Origin of the sequence: Nocardia transvalensis NBRC 15921, from assembly GCF_000308875.1 — a bacterium.
Lineage (GTDB): Bacteria > Actinomycetota > Actinomycetes > Mycobacteriales > Mycobacteriaceae > Nocardia > Nocardia transvalensis.
Genome location: NZ_BAGL01000019.1, coordinates 63,935 through 79,611, shown reverse-complemented (window position 1 = coordinate 79,611; position 15,677 = coordinate 63,935). Strand labels below are relative to the sequence as shown.

Here is a 15,677-nt window from a genome sequence, read left to right as displayed (position 1 = left end):
CTTGTAGCCCAGTACAAGTGGCCAGTACATGAGACACGCCTTCCCAGAGTGGTATCAGCTAGACGAGCAGACCCTCCGCGCTGTGGTTGAGACTGGGTCGATCTCACTTGACGCCAATGTGCTGCACCATCTGTATCGTCTCGGCGACCAACAGCGCCAACAGGTGTTGTCTGCCTTGGCAGCGCCCTCTATTCGCGATCGACTATGGTTGCCGTACCAGGTAGGCCTTGAATACCAACGCAATCGGTTGAGCAATGCGCATGATCAGAGCCGAGTTTATACCGAGCTTGCGGAGGAAACGGCGAAGCATGGCCGTCAACTCAAGGCGAAATTTGAGCAGCAGATATCCGACCCGAGAGTTCGAAGAATACCAGTAGAAAAACTTGAAAAACTCATAGCTTCACTCTCCGAAGAGCTTTCCAAGCTCGCTAAAGAGCACGTCATCGACTTCAAAACCATTAGCGATGGAGATCCCGTACGCGCCGCTCTGGATGCACTCTTCAACACACCGGATAAAATCGGCAAGAAGCCGAGTGAGGAAATACTGAGAGAGCGAGTAGCCGAGGCTTCGAAACGTTACACAAAGCGTACGCCACCTGGGTATAAGGATGCCGAAGGGGCGAACAAGAAGATCAGGCCAGAAGGCGATTATCTCATTTGGTGCGAACTGCTGGATTTCGCAGAAAGCAGCAGCCGGCCACTACTTTTTGTTACCAACGACGAAAAGGAAGACTGGTACCGAAAGGGGCCGGACGATAAGATACTAGGGCCTCGACCTGAACTACGTTCAGAGATGGCGACGAAGACGGAGCAACCTTACCATCAGACAACCCTGACCGGGTTCTTACGCTTGACAGAACGCTACCTAGATATAAAGGTGGACGAAGCTACCATTAAGCAGGTCGACGCGACACAGCAACAACCCTCGCGACACACATCGACGACGTTAAGGGCTCGCACTTACGCGCACGAAATCTTTCAAACAATAATTCGCCGGAAACCGGAATACATTATTTCCGAGCCTATAGATGGCGGCTTCATCGACTACATTGTTGAGACCGAAGAAAAATCCGTAGCCATTGTAATTAAATACTTCAGGCATGGTGTCAGCATCAAGGAAGTGCGGCGACTCGCTAGTATGGCAGCCGAGCAACAGCAACCAGTGATCGTGGTCATGAACAATTTTTCGGATGTGGATCCTCTGCCAATATCTCATTGGACCGGAATGAATCCGACCATCTTCGTAAGGTGGGCCGGCCACCAGGATGATCCTCGTCTCTTGGAGGCAATTGATAGCGCCTTGAGTCATACATGAGGGAAGCATTGTCGATGTCAATGAGTTGACATCGGCCTGTGCGCCCCCGTTTTCCCGCCCACCAGCCGGTTTGCCGTGGGTGCCTTGCCTGCCCGCACAGGGTCACTCCACCCACCCTGCGGGCGACTGGAGTGACCCTGTGCGGGCAGGCAAGGCAGTTGAGTGCGTGTAGCTGGCGGAGAGGAAACGAGGGGCGGGACAAGACACGACGGGGGACAAGACGACGATTACTGGACATAGAAAGGGACTTGACGAGGGGGGAAAGACGACACCAGGACGAGAAACGACCGGCACCGCGCGGGATGATCAGGTAGTGGCGATTCGATCGGCGACCGGCGGTTGGCAGGAGGGGGCAAGATCGGTCGGATATCGCGCCGTTCGCAAGTACAGGTGGAAAGATTCTCGATGTGACGTGTCCGATCGTTGTCCAGGTAACACCTTCTACCCATGAGTGGTGGCAGCCCGCCGACTGGATGAAGGCTTGGGCTCCGATCGCTGGCCCTCTCCTTACAGCCGCCGCCGTCTTGATCAGTCTCGGTGTTGTCTTTCGAGACGCCCGACGTAGGTGGCTGGATACACGCGCAATGGGCGATGAACAAGCCCAAGCTATCCATCTTTTGAGCGGGCTCAAGCCTGAGACAAAGGCTGCCACGGAGGAAAGAATCCGCAATGCTTCATCGGCCGCCATTCATGATGTGCACTTTTGGTGCATGAATCCTGACGGCGACCTGCTTCTGTTTTCAGCAGGGCAGAAATTTATCACTTACCGATATTTCCAAGCAATCGATGGTCACACTACAGAAAAACTGACGCCAGCACTCGGGGCGGAGTACCCCGACGATCCTGCGGCATGCTGCACACAGGCAGTCTCATGGCGAGATCCCCAAGGCCAGTACTGGGCCAAGCTAGGGATGTTTCCGGCTTTCCGCTGCAAGAACAGTGACGTCGCACTCGAAGTCCTAATCAAGAAGGCTAAAAAACTGACAGAAAAGGCGAGACGAAGCCAACAAAAGGCCCAAGCACATCAAGCCAGTCTGCCGGCTTCCGGCCAAAGGCCGGAAACACGTTCGACCGAACCGCCTGCAGCAGGGCAGGAGTAGGCACTAGCTCTCGGTCGTGATCGGGTATTCGTTCACGATTACCGTCCGTTCGGCTGGCCAAATCGATTCGGCGACCTCAAGTACGGTCTCATCTTCAGCCATCGCACAGTGAATCACATGCACCACAGGAGATCCGGGCGCGAGTTCCAGAATCATCGACTCATCAGCCGTCGCGAGACGGGCGATGAGGCGGTCTCGCGCACGTGCGTAGCGCTTGCCTGACAGATCCTCGATGCAGAGGAAGAGCGCCTGGGGGACGACAGTTGGTTCCTCCAGGTACGTACCGGCGGCCAAATCCATTGGGATGTAGCTCGCGCCGATCTCCTCCGGCCTACCGGTCTCCTTGTCGTACAGGTGGCGACGTCGCGTCACGACCTGAGTTGTGCCAGCAGGGAACAAATCCGCCACACGATCAGGCACCGGCTCTACGCCAGCGAACACGATCTCATGCCGGAGGTGCGGAGTGAGCAGCTTCTGATCTGCCCGTGCCCGGCCGTAGTGTCGCCACCCCGCCCGCTGCAATCTGTCCGTCTCCTTGACAAACGATCCGATGCCATGGCGCGACTCGATCAGCCCTTCCGCACGCAGCACCCCGAGGGCCTGCCGAACAGTCGGCAAGCTCACGCTGAACCGATCATCGCACTGTTTCCTCGACACGTTCGCGGACCCAGGTGAGGAAGGTTCGGATGTCCTCGGCGGGGAGGGTGAGCGCGGCCCCTCTAGGGCGTTCGAAGCTTTGAAGAGCATGTTCGATCAGGGGCTTGAATCGTTTCTCGGACGTCGCGAGGACGTGTGCCGCGTTGCGCTTGGCCAGCCAGTTACCCGTGCGGCAGAACATCACGGAGCGGCAGCCGTTGAGGACCTGATTGTCGGCGAGATGGCCTGCCCCGTAAGCGTGTTCGAGAACGGAGGCGTGGATCGCCGCCACTACGTCCTGCCTCGTCGGCGGAGCGAGGACTTGCCGGACAGGGGTGCCGTACAGCAGATGTCCGGACTGGTAGGCGATGGCGCGGTCGATGACGAACCAGAACGACGGCGAGCGGCTCGGATCGAGATCCGCCCGAGCCGGAAGCAGCGGGCCCGTATTGAGATTCAGCCGGTACCCGGCTTGGTCCGAAGCGCGAGCGGCGAAGCCGGAGTCGTACACCACGAGTTCGAGCCCGGCCGCGGGACAGCGCAGGGCAGGATGGGCGAGCGCTTCGGCGAGTTCACGCAGCGCCGCTTCGGGGAGATCCGGATCGGTGACGACAGTCAGGTCGACATCGCTTCGCCCGTGCCGGTAGTCACCCAATGCGACGGACCCGTTCGCGAAGACGCTGATCAGATGAACTCCGCAGACGTCTCTCGCGCGCCGGACGAGTGCTTCGAGGTACGGCACGATCTCGCTGGGCAGCGAACGGGGATCGACAAGTAGACCGGTCACGTGGCGAGTATCTACCGGATCTTGATGATCTTTTGTCGGGCGGGCCCACTTTCCTTGACGGATTGCCTGCGTCGGGGCTCATAGGCTTCGGGGTTGTGCAGCCAACTCCGTGGCAGGGGAACAAGATTCGAGTCGACGAGGCCGTTCATACCACTGGTGGAACCGCTCGGCTTCGGCGTGGTGAGGTGGCGGTTTCGCACAGACTGCGGGACTTGGGCGGGTATTGGGGTTACCTCGCTGCCGCCGCCGGGAGCATCGTCACCCTGTATCTGATGTTCACCAGCTGGGTGGTCGGTGTCGGGCGAGACGGGACCATCAAGGCCGATGCCTTTGGCGGATACAAGGTTTCGCACACCTTGGTGAACCTGTGGGCGGGATCGCCACCCCCGCGGCCACAGATCAACGGGACGTGGGCCGTACTGGCCTGTGCGGTCGCGGTGGTCACCGCGTTCGCCGTCGCGGCGAATATCCGTGCGCGCAGTACGGTATTGACCAGGCTGGCGGTGGGGGCCTCGCTGGCGCAGGCGGGACTGGTCCTGGTCATCATCATCCACCTGAACAACAAGCTGGAGGAGATCCGGGCGGCCGTCGGAATCACCTCGTACCGGGACCTGGGTACACAGGCAGGATTGATCATGCGGTGGGCCATGGGAAACGGGGACTATCCCGCACCGGGAGTCCGGCAAGTCGACTACGCCACCGCGAGTTTCACGACCTCGGCGTGGACGGCCGGTGCGGTGTCGTTGATTTCGGCGCTGGCGGCGATTGCGCAGTGGCTGCGCGGGCGGACGACTTCGGCGTGACCGGCCGCCGCTGCAATCCGGTCGCCACGAGCGATTCGTCGGCGGGCGGATAGTCCAGAGCCGGTGCGCCGGGCAGGAATCCGGCCAATTGCAGGGACAGGTGCCGCTTCCACGCGTCCGGCGCGCGCTCGGCGGTGTCCTCGAGCAGACCGCGCACGGACACCACGCAGAGAAAGACATCGGTCAGGGTCAGATCGTCGCGAATACGCCCGGCCTCCTGCGCCTCCCGCAGCGACGAGCCGATCAACGCCCAGAACTGCGGCCTGCCGGGATCGTCGTCCAAAGGGAAAGCCTGCCACAGCAATTCGCGATCACAGTGGTGTGACCGCATCTCCGCGCACAGGGTCCACAGGCATGCCTCCAACCGACGCCCCGGTGGCTGGGCGGCGGCCGTCGCGGCGACGCGGCTGGACATATCGGCGAGGATCTCCTGCCGCAACGTGAGCAGCAGATCCTTCTTCGTCGGGAAATGCCGGTACAGGGTGCCCATGCCCAGACCCGCCCGGCGCGCGATCTCCTCGACCCCGGCGCCCAGCCCCTGCTCGGCGTACACCTCTTTGGCGGCCGCCAGCAGGGCCTGCCGGTTGCGGACGACATCCCGGCGCACCGGGCGGCTGTCGGCGGACTCGTGCGGGTCGGTCATGGCGCGATCGACTCCTCAACTGCCGGGGCGGCGCGGCTCACCCGCGCCGGATATCCGACTACCGTACGGGCAGCCGCATCGCGTCGTCGTAGCCGAGTTCCACATCGTGCGTACTCACCTGATCGGACACCCGGACACTGGTGGTCACCGACGGATACCCGCGGGCGACGACCACATACTGCCCGGCGGGCAGATCGGGGACCTGATAGCGGCCGTCGTCGTCGGTGTGCACGGTCGCGACCAGATCGCCGCCCGGATCCAGCACGGACACCTGCGCGTTCGACACCACCCGTTCGCCGGCCCGCACCGCGCCGCCGAGCACGGCCATCGACTCCAGCTCGGCGTCGTAGCGCAGCACGCCGCTCTCCGGCACGGTCAGGGTCGCGGCGTTCGGCCGCATCCGCTCGGCGACGACGACCACGGTGTGCGTCCCCGGCAGCACGCCGCGGCAGACGTAGGTCCCGTCACCCGCGGTGACGGCCGCGCCGACGACCTCGCCGCGCGTATCGGTCAGCGTGACCGTGGCGCCCGCGATCGGCTCACCGTCGCCCGCGCGGTGTACCGCACCCGACAGCACACCCGAACTCGGCAGCGTGAGATCCATCCGCTGCGGCCGCGATCCGGCGACGACGTTCACCGCGACGGGACTGTGCCCCGCCGAGGACGCGATCAGCACGTAGCTGCCGGTCTCCGGCGCATCGATGCGATAGTCGCCGTCCGAGGTGGTCGCCGACCGCGAAACCTGATGTCCCCGTTGGTCGATCAGCGTCAGCGCCACATCCGGCACCGGCCGTCCGTTCTCGCGGCTGACGCGTCCGCCGATCACCGGGCCCTCGTAGGGCACCTCCGCGACGACCGCCTGGGGCGCCGCCATCGCACCGGCGCCTGCCAGCGCGTCCTCGAACGCCGTATCACCGACCTCGGCCGGGGCCGCGGGCTCGGAGGACGCGACCTCCGCCTGCGGATCGTGCGCCCGCACGGCCGGGACGATCACGGCCGCGGCCGCCGCCAGCACGGAGACGCCACCCAGGAACCAGAACACATTGCTGTAGCTGGAATCCGCGGGCAGCCCGTGCGCGGTATGCGCGCCCGAGGTCAGGATGACCGAGCAGATCGCGCTCCCGATCGCGCCGCCGACCGTGCGGACGTTGGCGTTCATCCCGGTGGCCGCGCCGGTCTGGGCGGGCGGCACGGCCGCGACGATGATGGCCGGCATCGAGGAGAACGCCAGGCCGATACCGATACCGAGCAGCGCGCCCGCGAGATACACGCCCCAGCTGTGGTTGTGGCCGAGGGCGAGCAGCGCGAAGGCCGGAATGGTGATGAGGCTGCCGAACAGCACGATGTACTTGGGGCTGATCCGCGCGGCCAGCGGCCCGATCGACAGGCCGATGACGAACATGGCGAGCGACAGCGGCAGCATGTACAGCCCGGACTGTGTGATGCTCGCGCTCAGCCCGTACCCGGCGACCGACTTGTTCGTCTGCAGCAGCTGCGGCAGGAAGGTCATCATCGCGTACATCGCGGCGCCGGTCAGCACGGCCACCAGGTTGGTCGTCCACACCGCGGGGATGCGCATCGTCCGCATATCGATCAGCGGGGTGTGCGACTTCAGCTCGACCACGACCCAGGCGATGAGGGTGACGATCGCGAGCGCGAACAGCCCGAGCGTCAGCCCCGAACCCCAGCCCCACGCCGGACCCTTGCTGACCGCGAGCAACAGCGCCACCAGCCAGGCCGACAGCAGCAGCGCCGCACCCCAGTTGATCCGGCCCGGACTGCGCACCGGGGATTCGGGCACGAACAGCACCGCGGCCACGGCCGCGATCGTCGTGATGATCATCGGCACCCAGAACAGCCAGTGGTAGTTCAGGTGATCGACGATCGGACCGGCCAGCACCAGGCCCACCCCGGATCCGACGGCGATCAGCGAGGAGGCGATGCCCACCGCGCCGTGCAGCTTCCGCGCCGGGAACTCGTCGCGGATGATGCCGAACGCCAGCGGGATCACGCCGCCACCGAGGCCCTGGATCACACGCGCGACGATCATGACCCCGATGGAGTCGGTCAGCGCGGCGAGCAGCGATCCGACCGCCAGGGCGACCAGCGTGACGACGAGCATCCTCTCCTTGCCGACCTTGTCGCCGATCCGGCCGAGGATCGGCGTCGCGACCGAGGCGGACAGCAGATAACCGGTCATCAGCCAGGTCGCCGTGTTCTGGTCGGTATGCAGCGCCGGGATCAGCAGCGACAGCACCGGCACGACCATCGACTGCAGCAGCGCGTACGCGGAGATTCCGAGCAGCAGCACCGCGAAGACGACGTTGTAGTGCGGGCGTGTTTTGACGAGCGCCATGCCCAAGGGTTCCTCACCACGAATTGAAGCGGAGCGATTCTCCGGTTAAATACCTTAACAGGAAACGGAGTGCATTCTCCGTATCGTCGGTGTGATCTCACCCTCTACGAAAGCCATCGGCTATCGGTGGTCAGACCGACGAGACCAGATACCGCTGCAGAGTGGGGCCGATATCGGCGACGATCTGCTCCCGGGTCAGCGCCACCACCGGCGGCAGACGAAAGACATAGCGGCACAACGCGAGTCCCAGGACCTGGGACGCGATGAGCCCGGCCCGGCGGGGAGCGTCGGCCGGCTCGCCCAGCCGCAGGACCACGGGGCTCAGCTGCTGGGCGAAGATCTGCTGGACGCGGGGCACGACGGTCTCGTCGGTCACCGCGGAACGCAGCAGGGTCAGCAGGATCTCGTTGCCCGGGGAGACGTCCCACAGCTCGACGAATCGCCGGGCCAGCAGTTCCCCGAGGCGGTCCGGATCCGCGTCGGCGAGATCGGGCAGCGCCAGGTCGACGTCCAGGGCCGCGTCGAACAGCCCCTCCTTGTTGCCGTAGTAGCGCATCACCATCGACGGATCGATATCGGCGTCCGCGGCGATCGCGCGAATGGTGGCCTTGCGGAAGCCGTCCTGGGCGAAGCGGCGGCGGGCGGCCGCGAGGATGGCGGCGCGGGTGGCGTCGGAGCGTCGCTGGGGGGTCTCGGCGGTCATGCCAACAAATGTAGGCCAACAAGTGTTGACATGCCAGTGCCGTGGGTTCTACCGTTGATGTCAACAGTCGTTGGCCAACAAATGTTGGCATGTTGGAGGAGTTGCCATGACCATCCCCGCCACCACTTCGGTCGTCATCGTCGGCGCTGGTCCCGCCGGGCTCACCGCCGCGATCGCACTCGCCGACGCCGGTGTCGACTTCGTCCTGCTGGACGCGCAGGCCGAGGGCGCGAACACCTCCCGCGCCGCCGTGGTGCACGCCCGGACCCTGGAGGTGCTCGACGGTTTCGGCATCGCCGGGGAACTGCACGATCTGGGTATCGAGGTGCCGCGGTTCGTGCTGCAGGACGGCCCGGCCAGGCTCGCGACCGTGGGTTTCGGCGGGCTGCCGACCGCGTACCCCTACACCTTGATGGTGGGTCAGGAGACCACCGAGGCGGTCCTGCTGGCCCGGCTGCGCACGGCGGGCGGCGATGTCCACCGGCCCTACCGGGTCACCGGGCTGACCGACGACGGCGCCGGGGTCACGGTCGAATTCACCGATGCCGCAGGGGTTTCCGGCTCGATCCGCGCCGAGTACGTCATCGGCGCCGACGGTATGCACAGCGTGGTGCGGGAGCAGGCCGGGATCGGATTCACCGGTGCCACCTATCCCGAATCGTTCGTCCTGGCCGATGTGCGGATGACCTGGCCGGACCGGCGCGACGAGGTATCGCTGAACCTGTCGCCTGAGGGTGTCACCGTCGTGGCGCCGCTGCCGGGCGACCGCTATCGGGTCGTCGCCACGGTCGCCGAGGCCCCCGAGCACCCGACCCACGCCGACGTCCAGGCGATCCTGGACGCCCGCCGGCCGGGCGCGGTGGTCCGGGAGGTGGTGTGGAGCTCGCGATTCCGCGTCCACCACCGCGTCGCCGACCACTACCGCGCCGGCCGCGTCCTGCTGGCCGGGGACGCCGCGCACGTGCACAGCCCGGCCGGCGGGCAGGGCATGAACACCGGCATCCAGGACGCCGCCGCGCTCGGCGCGCTCCTGATCCGCGTGCTCGACGGCGCCCCGGAATCGCTGCTGAACGACTACGAGAAGACCCGCCGCCCCGTGGCTCTCGGCGTCGTCGCCTTCACCGACCGGATGACCCGCATGGCCACCCTGCGCGCCCGCCCGGCCCGCCTCGTCCGCAACGCCGTAGTCCGCGCCGTCACCCGAATCCCCGCCGTGCGCAAGGCCCTCGCCTACCGCCTCTCGGAACTCGCCAACCGCTGAAAATCCGGCCGTCGCCGCGCATCGATGATCCATCTCACACATCGAGATCCGCGTCCGGAATGCCAGCGACGACCCGGCAACAGCTACTAGCGTGGGTCTGCCGCCGATTGGGGAGCCGCCGTGACGAAACTGATGTACGCCCTGTGGGGTTCGGGTCTCGAGGAGGACCTACGGGATCCGGCGCTGCACGCGCGCCTGGCCACCGCGGGCGCCGAGGCGGTGCAGCTCAACCTCTGCGACGACGACGTGGCCGATGCCCGGCTGCGGCACTCCACCTACGAGCGCCCGATCGCGGCGATCGTCAGCGTGTGGACCGAGGGCGACGCCGATCCGGTCACCGGGGTACTGGCCGCGGCGGCCGACCGGATCGACGGCTGGATCGTCGACGAGCGAATTCCGCTGCCGCCGCCCGAGATCGAGAACGGCGCCCGCTGCGACGCGCTGGCGAATATCGCCCTGCTGCGCGTGCCCTCGCACCTCACCCGCGAGCAATGGCGCACCTACTGGCACGACATCCACACGACCGTGGCGATCGAGACCCAGGCCACCTTCGGGTACGTGCAGAATGCCGTCGTCACGCCGCTCACCTCGGGGCCTCGGGTGGACGGCCTGGTCGAGGAGCTGTTCCCGGCGGCGGCCATGACCGACCAGCACGCGTTCTGGGGCAGCGGCGGCGACGACGCCGAACTGCACCGCAGGTTCACCCGAATGATGGCCAGTATCAGCGCGTTCGGCGCCGACCGCGATCTCGACGTCGTCCCCAGCAGCCGGTACCTGTACCGGCTGCGATGACCGCTACACCAGGCCCGTCTCGGTCATCAGCCGCGTGACCTTCTCGGCGTCGAGCGCGCTCGGATCGATCGCCGGCGGCTGCAAGGTGTCCAGCGGGGGCAGGGCCGGGTCGGCGAGGACGCCGGAGGCGACCGGATAGTCCTTCGAGAACCCGTTCAGCAGCGCCGTCTGACCGGCGTTGCTCGTGACGAACCGGACGAATTTCTGTGCCGCCTCGGCCCTCTTGCTCGACCGCAGCACGCCGCCGCCCGCGATCGAGACGAAGGCGCCGGGATCCCCGTCGCGGAAGTAGTGGGGCGCGGTACCGGCGCTGTCCACCCTGGGCCCGGCCTGGTCGCGGTACCAGTAGTCGCCGAAGACGAGCGCGCCCTCGGCCCGGCCCGTGCTCGCGGTCCGCAGGGCGAGAGCGTCGGTCGGCGCGGAGACGGCCGTCTCCTTCACGCCCCGCAGCCACGCCCGGGTCGCGTCCTCGCCCTGTGCGGCGAGCAGTCCGGCCGCGATGACCTGGAAATCCGTCCCCACGGTGTCGGCGGACCAGCGGCCCTTCCACTGCGGTTGCCGCAGATCCAGCAGGGAGGCGGGCAGCCCGTCCGCGGGCAGCGCGGTCGTGTTGTAGGCGAAAACCGCTGAGCGAGCGCCGATTCCGGTCCACTTACCCGATCGGGGCCGGTACTGGGCGGGCACCTGCGCGAGGGTCGCGTCGTCGAGGTCGGCGAACAGTCCGGCCCGCTCGACCTGGGCCATCGCCGGGGAGTTCTCGGTGAGGAAGACGTCGGCCGGGGAGCCCTCCCCCTCGGCGACGAGCTGGCGGGCCAGATCGGCGTCGCCGCCGTTGCGGAGGGTGACCTTGATCCCGGTCTCCCGGGTGAACGCGTCCACCCACACCTTGGTCAGCGGTTCGCGCTGGGCGTTGTAGACGAGGATCTCGTCGGCGCCGTCCGGCGAACCGGAGCATGCGGTGGTCGCCGCCAGCACGGTGAGCGCCGCGAACGCACCGGCGAGCAGTTTCCGTCGGGCCGTCGTCATGACCGTCCTTTCGAGCCGGATCACCCGGTCTGGAGTGTGGTTAGCAACCTACCGGGTGGCGGCGCGGCGCGGAGCCCTCGGCCCGGGCCGCATGACCGAATTGCCGTACTGTGCGAGAGAACCGGCGAGCCGACGAGGGGAGCACGATGACCTACCCACCCGGCGGGCCACCGTTCGATCCTCAGCAACCCCAGGGCTATCAGCCGGAGTCGCAGCCGCCCAGCTATTACCCGCCGGAAGGGTATCCGGCGGTGGGCGATTATCCGCCGCAGCAGCCACCGGTTCCCCCGCCGCCGCGCAAGCGCCGGACCGGGCTGATCGTCGTGCCGCTGGTACTGGTCCTCGCGGCCGCCGGGGCGGCCGGCATCGTCGCGCTGCTGACCGGCAACGGCAAGGGCCCGTTCGCCTCGGAGGAGAAGAAGATCGAACTCGCCATCCGCGACTTCTACGGCACCATCGCCACCGACGGCGTGGACGCGGCCATGGCGAAATCCTGCCGCGCCGACCGCGACGAGTACGCCGCGCTGCCCGCGGAGCAACGCGCGGCGATCGCGAGCGAGACACTGACGCTGCGCATCGACGCCATCGACGCCATAGTGATCGACGGCGACCAGGCGACCGCCAAGGTGCACGGCAGCCTGGCGCCGTCGAGCGGCGGGCTCATGCCCGACCTCGACACCATCGACAGCGCACCGGAATACGTGCGCCGCGAGGGCGGCGACTGGAAGGTGTGCGCGGCCGACCACCGGTGACCCCGCTACTCGTACGAGAGTGAGCTACGCCATGACCTGCTGTGGACCCAACCGGCGACGCGTCCTGCACGCGCTCGGACTCGCGGCCGCGGCGCCGCTGCTGGCGGTGGGACCGGCTCGCGCGCAACCGAATACGACGATCGCCACGGACCTCGAGGTGGTCACGGTCACCGACGCCTCGGTCGTGCTGACGTGGACCACGCTCGGACTCGACGCGGCCGGGGCGCCGGTACCGGCCGCGGCCGGTACCGAAGTCCGCCTGGCTCCGGCGGATTCGTCCGCCCCGCCGGTCGTGCGGTTCTCCGAGGACTCCCAGCGCACGCCCTACCACTACGCCGAGATCGCCGGGCTCGAGCCCGGCCGCGCGTATCGCTTCGAGGCGTGGTCGGACGGCGTGCGCGCCACGCCGGCAGTCAATCTGGTCACCCGCATGCCGCAGGCGCCCGAATGTACCGGGGAATTCACGACATTGGCGCCGCCGCCCGGCCGCCTGCTGCGCACGGTCGCGCTGTGCAACGACGTGCACTTCGGCGAGGACGTGAGCGGGCTGGTCGCGGCGGGACTGCCGCCCGGGGTGCGGCAGGAGCCGGGCCTGGCGCCGTATCCGGAGTTGATGCTGGCGGCGGTCCTCGACGATCTGCGCCGCCCCGACCGCGCCGCCGACCGCCTGATCCTCGCCGGTGACCTCACCTCGGAGGCGACCCCCGATCAGGCCCGCGGCGTGCGGCGGATGCTGGACGAGTGGGGTGTCGCCGGCCGGGACTGGTTCGCCGTGCGCGGCAACCACGACCGCCCGCACACCGGCGCCGACTACGCCGGCTGCCCGCCGGTGGACGCCGACCACCACGACTGCTGGGGCGAATCCTTCGGTGCCCGAGGCGAAGTCGTCGACGAGAAGGTGGGCGGCCTGCGCCTGCTCGGCCTGGACACCACCGAACTCGACGGCGCGGGCGGCAGTATCGACCGAGCCCAATTCGACCACGTACGCGACCTGCTGCGCGCCGATCCCGACCGGCCGACGCTCGTCTTCGGCCACCACCCCGTCACCCTCGACTCGGCGGTATCCAATATCGCGGGCCCGCCGTTCGTCCTGAACCGCGCCGACGCGACCGAACTACAGACGCTGTACCGCTCCGCCCCCGGCGTCTTCCTGCACCACAGCGGCCACACCCACCGAAATCGCCTCAGCCACCCCGATATCCCGCTCTCCGTGGAATTCCTGGAAGTGGCCGCGGTCAAGGAATACCCCGGCGGCTACACCCTCCTCCGCCTCTACGAGGGCGGCTACACGGCGAACTTCTACAAGACCCGCACAGAACCCTCCCGCCGCTGGAGCACCCGCACCCGCGCCGAATACCTGGGCCTGCAACCGGAATACACCCTGGGCACCACAACAGACCGAAACCATGTAGTACTACGCGACCTGTCGGGCTTGTCGTGAAAAAGCTCAACAACAAGAACCCGACCACAACGGTTTTCGGTGCGGTTCGGTTTTGAGGGGCCTTCGCGCAAGCGACGAAGGAGCAAGCGAAGGCCCCTCAAAACCGAACCTCAAAGCACCGAAAACCCGCCGCAGCGAAGCGAAGGCCAAAAATACAGAGCGGGTGGCGGGAATCGAACCCGCGTGCACGGTTTTGCAGACCGCCCCCTAACCACTCAGGCACACCCGCATCGAAAACCCATACTCGTAGACCGGGCATTGATCTCCCACGGTTGCCCTCACCGTGATCCGAACGGGGCACACAGCAACCGTTCCTCCCGCCCGCGGCGTCACGGCCACAGACATAATCCCCACACAACCCCTTAAACTCACCCGCATGGCTGTTCCCCGCCCGCTACCGCTGGACCCCATCGAGGAGGCCCACCGTCAGTGGACCGCGCACGGCTGGGACGACGTCGCGGACGGGATGGCGGCGGTGACCTCGCTGGTACGGGCGCAGCAGATCGTGATGGCGCGGGTGGACGAGGCGCTGAAGCCGTCGGGTTTGACCTTCTCCCGGTACGAGTTGCTCATGCTGTTGAGTTTCAGCAAGACGGGCGCGCTGCCGATGGCGACGGCCAGCGCGCGATTACAGGTCCACCCGACCAGTGTCACCAACACCGTCGACCGGCTGGAGGCGGCCGAGCTGGTGCGCCGCGTACCGCATCCCAGCGACCGGCGAGCAACCTTGATCGAGATCACCGATGCCGGACGCGAGCTGGTGGCCCAGGCGACGCGGGAATTGAACGAGAAGGTCTTCGCCCGGCCCGGGCTGGCGCCCGATCGCCTGGGGTTGCTGCTGGAGTTGCTGGCGGAGTTCCGGCGCTCGGCCGGCGACTTCGACACGGGCGACACGCCGACACGCTGGGCCTGACCCGATAACCGTTCAGCATCCCACCAGCGACATTCCGCCCCCCGGCTTCACATCGGCGGGCAAAAGGTTCACCATGGACCTCATGGTGCTGGTCCTGGGGGTGTCGGCAGGCGCTGGGGGCGCCCGCGCGATGCTCACACACTCCGACCAGCCGCACCTGCCGCCGATCGATCGCTGCACGGTGCCCCGCCGCGCCGGTGGCGGCGTCGAGGAGCCGGTCTTCCAGGCCATCGATCTGATGCGCCGCTCGGCGGAGCGCCGCGACGAATTCATCACCGGCATCGCCGTCACCTCGCGCAGCACGGTGCACGCCGACGCCATCCGCGCCACGGCCGGCCGCAGTCGCCTGACCATCGTCGACGAGCCGGTCGCACAACTGCGCTACCTGCGGTTCAGCGGTCAGCTGCCGGAGGAGGGCGCGGTGGTCCTCTACGATCTGGGCGCCTCGGGCCTGACCGTGACGGAGGTCGACTGCCGCACCGACGGCCTGCTCGCGGCCAAACGCAGCACGGTGCTCGGCGGCGACGGCCACGACGCGCTGCTGCGCTGGCGGATGGCCCACGGCGGAGTCATGATCGACAAGCCGACCAGTCGCGCGTACAAGGAGGCCCTGACCGCCACCCCCGTGCTGACGGCCAGCGATCCGCTCACCGATTCGCGAATGGTGTTCACGCGCAGCGATTTCGGCGAACTCGTGGCGGCCGGTGTGCACCATTCGGTGTCGTTCGTGCGGCAGATGATGGACGAGACGGGCGTCCCCGCCCAGGCGCTGGCGCTGCTGGGCGGCTGCACCCGTAATCCGGGCATCCGGGATTCGCTCGGGCAGATGCTGGACCTGCCGGTGATCTACGACCCGGAGCCGGAGTTCGTCTCGGCCCGCGGCGCGGTCTTGATGGCGACGCAGATGCCCTCGGTCCGGCGGGTGCGCGGCGTCCGCTTCGCCGCACCCGGCCTACGCCCCACGGGTTCCACCCCGGTCTCCAAACGCAAGATCGTCGCGGCCCTGGCAGTCACCGCGGCACTCGGCGGCACCGTCGCCGGCCTCCTCGTCTCGGATCGCGACGGCCCCCAGCCGACCACTCACGGCACCTCCCCCTCCCCGGTCGAGGTGGCGGGGACACCGGCACATCCGGTGCCCCCCAAGTAATC

Annotated in this window: 15 protein-coding genes and 1 tRNA gene; 9 read left to right on the top strand and 7 right to left on the bottom strand. The window is 67.0% G+C overall.

Going from position 1 to position 15,677, the window contains the following annotated elements; translation table 11 throughout:
* Window positions 1–82: 82 nt before the first annotated feature.
* Window positions 83–1,315: a PIN-like domain-containing protein gene (locus ON41_RS41435; protein ID WP_157185401.1), complete on the top strand. Its 1,233-nt coding sequence runs from the start codon at window positions 83–85 to the stop codon at window positions 1,313–1,315.
* Between the two features lie 584 nt (window positions 1,316–1,899).
* Window positions 1,900–2,415 carry a hypothetical protein gene (locus ON41_RS41430; RefSeq protein WP_157185400.1) on the top strand — a complete coding sequence of 172 codons (516 nt, stop codon included), beginning with the start codon at window positions 1,900–1,902 and terminating at the stop codon, window positions 2,413–2,415.
* A 3-nt stretch (window positions 2,416–2,418) separates the two neighbouring features.
* Here the strand turns inward: ON41_RS41430 and ON41_RS07785 are convergent, their stop codons facing one another.
* Both ON41_RS07785 and ON41_RS07780 read right to left on the bottom strand, forming a co-directional pair.
* Window positions 2,419–3,039: a GntR family transcriptional regulator gene (locus tag ON41_RS07785; protein WP_040746429.1), complete on the bottom strand. Its 621-nt coding sequence runs from the start codon at window positions 3,037–3,039 to the stop codon at window positions 2,419–2,421.
* Between the two features lie 10 nt (window positions 3,040–3,049).
* On the bottom strand, window positions 3,050–3,838 hold the full coding sequence (locus ON41_RS07780) for a nucleotidyltransferase domain-containing protein (protein WP_083905205.1): 789 nt from the start codon (window positions 3,836–3,838) through the stop codon (window positions 3,050–3,052).
* Window positions 3,839–4,050: 212 nt separating this feature from the next.
* Between ON41_RS07780 and ON41_RS41425 the strand changes: the two genes are divergently transcribed.
* Window positions 4,051–4,641: a hypothetical protein gene (locus tag ON41_RS41425; protein ID WP_157185399.1), complete on the top strand. Its 591-nt coding sequence runs from the start codon at window positions 4,051–4,053 to the stop codon at window positions 4,639–4,641.
* Here the strand turns inward: ON41_RS41425 and ON41_RS07770 are convergent.
* The 3 genes from ON41_RS07770 to ON41_RS07760 all read right to left on the bottom strand — a co-directional run bounded on the left by ON41_RS07770 (window position 4,547) and on the right by ON41_RS07760 (window position 8,343).
* Window positions 4,547–5,284, bottom strand: a complete 738-nt coding sequence (locus tag ON41_RS07770; RefSeq protein ID WP_051161091.1) for a TetR/AcrR family transcriptional regulator — start codon at window positions 5,282–5,284, stop codon at window positions 4,547–4,549. The two genes, ON41_RS41425 and ON41_RS07770, sit on opposite strands and share 95 nt — an antisense overlap.
* Window positions 5,285–5,342: 58 nt before the next feature.
* Window positions 5,343–7,640 carry an MFS transporter gene (locus ON41_RS38850; protein ID WP_051161090.1) on the bottom strand — a complete coding sequence of 766 codons (2,298 nt, stop codon included), beginning with the start codon at window positions 7,638–7,640 and terminating at the stop codon, window positions 5,343–5,345.
* Between the two features lie 130 nt (window positions 7,641–7,770).
* On the bottom strand, window positions 7,771–8,343 hold the full coding sequence (locus ON41_RS07760) for a TetR/AcrR family transcriptional regulator (protein ID WP_040746426.1): 573 nt from the start codon (window positions 8,341–8,343) through the stop codon (window positions 7,771–7,773).
* Window positions 8,344–8,449: 106 nt separating this feature from the next.
* Here ON41_RS07760 and ON41_RS07755 point away from each other — a divergent pair, with 106 nt between their 5' ends.
* Entirely contained in the window at window positions 8,450–9,604 is a 1,155-nt protein-coding gene (locus ON41_RS07755) for an FAD-dependent monooxygenase (RefSeq protein WP_040746424.1), read from the top strand.
* Window positions 9,605–9,724: 120 nt separating this feature from the next.
* Window positions 9,725–10,396 (top strand): EthD domain-containing protein, encoded by a 672-nt coding sequence (locus tag ON41_RS07750; protein WP_040746422.1) that lies wholly within the window; start codon window positions 9,725–9,727, stop codon window positions 10,394–10,396.
* A gap of 3 nt (window positions 10,397–10,399) precedes the next feature.
* Here the strand turns inward: ON41_RS07750 and ON41_RS07745 are convergent, their stop codons facing one another.
* Window positions 10,400–11,422 (bottom strand): extracellular solute-binding protein, encoded by a 1,023-nt coding sequence (locus ON41_RS07745; protein ID WP_040746420.1) that lies wholly within the window; start codon window positions 11,420–11,422, stop codon window positions 10,400–10,402.
* A 146-nt stretch (window positions 11,423–11,568) separates the two neighbouring features.
* Between ON41_RS07745 and ON41_RS07740 the strand changes: the two genes are divergently transcribed.
* Together ON41_RS07740 and ON41_RS07735 are read left to right on the top strand one after the other, a co-directional pair.
* Complete coding sequence (locus ON41_RS07740) at window positions 11,569–12,174, top strand: Rv0361 family membrane protein (RefSeq protein WP_040746418.1); 606 nt, start codon at window positions 11,569–11,571, stop codon at window positions 12,172–12,174.
* Between the two features lie 19 nt (window positions 12,175–12,193).
* The gene (locus ON41_RS07735; protein WP_246829468.1) at window positions 12,194–13,615 is read left to right on the top strand and encodes a metallophosphoesterase family protein; all 1,422 of its coding nucleotides are present in this window, start codon (window positions 12,194–12,196) and stop codon (window positions 13,613–13,615) included.
* A gap of 158 nt (window positions 13,616–13,773) precedes the next feature.
* On the opposite strand, the gene ON41_RS07730 is transcribed toward ON41_RS07735, so the two are convergent.
* Window positions 13,774–13,844: transfer RNA gene (locus ON41_RS07730), tRNA-Cys, on the bottom strand.
* Between the two features lie 147 nt (window positions 13,845–13,991).
* Here ON41_RS07730 and ON41_RS07725 point away from each other — a divergent pair.
* Both ON41_RS07725 and ON41_RS07720 read left to right on the top strand, forming a co-directional pair.
* Complete coding sequence (locus tag ON41_RS07725) at window positions 13,992–14,528, top strand: MarR family winged helix-turn-helix transcriptional regulator (protein ID WP_040746415.1); 537 nt, start codon at window positions 13,992–13,994, stop codon at window positions 14,526–14,528.
* Window positions 14,529–14,601: 73 nt separating this feature from the next.
* Window positions 14,602–15,675: an acetate and sugar kinases/Hsc70/actin family protein gene (locus ON41_RS07720; protein ID WP_246460992.1), complete on the top strand. Its 1,074-nt coding sequence runs from the start codon at window positions 14,602–14,604 to the stop codon at window positions 15,673–15,675.
* Window positions 15,676–15,677: the final 2 nt, after the last annotated feature.

Bases quoted from the DNA above. Each gene is read 5' to 3' on its own strand.
- ON41_RS07745 (WP_040746420.1), bottom strand. From the start codon at position 11,422: ATGACGACGGCCCGACGGAAACTGCTCGCCGGTGCGTTCGCGGCGCTC.
- ON41_RS41430 (WP_157185400.1), top strand. From the start codon at position 1,900: ATGGGCGATGAACAAGCCCAAGCTATCCATCTTTTGAGCGGGCTCAAG.
- ON41_RS07760 (WP_040746426.1), bottom strand. From the start codon at position 8,343: ATGACCGCCGAGACCCCCCAGCGACGCTCCGACGCCACCCGCGCCGCC.
- ON41_RS07755 (WP_040746424.1), top strand. From the start codon at position 8,450: ATGACCATCCCCGCCACCACTTCGGTCGTCATCGTCGGCGCTGGTCCC.
- ON41_RS07770 (WP_051161091.1), bottom strand. From the start codon at position 5,284: ATGACCGACCCGCACGAGTCCGCCGACAGCCGCCCGGTGCGCCGGGAT.
- ON41_RS07725 (WP_040746415.1), top strand. From the start codon at position 13,992: ATGGCTGTTCCCCGCCCGCTACCGCTGGACCCCATCGAGGAGGCCCAC.
- ON41_RS07720 (WP_246460992.1), top strand. From the start codon at position 14,602: ATGGACCTCATGGTGCTGGTCCTGGGGGTGTCGGCAGGCGCTGGGGGC.
- ON41_RS07740 (WP_040746418.1), top strand. From the start codon at position 11,569: ATGACCTACCCACCCGGCGGGCCACCGTTCGATCCTCAGCAACCCCAG.
- ON41_RS38850 (WP_051161090.1), bottom strand. From the start codon at position 7,640: ATGGCGCTCGTCAAAACACGCCCGCACTACAACGTCGTCTTCGCGGTG.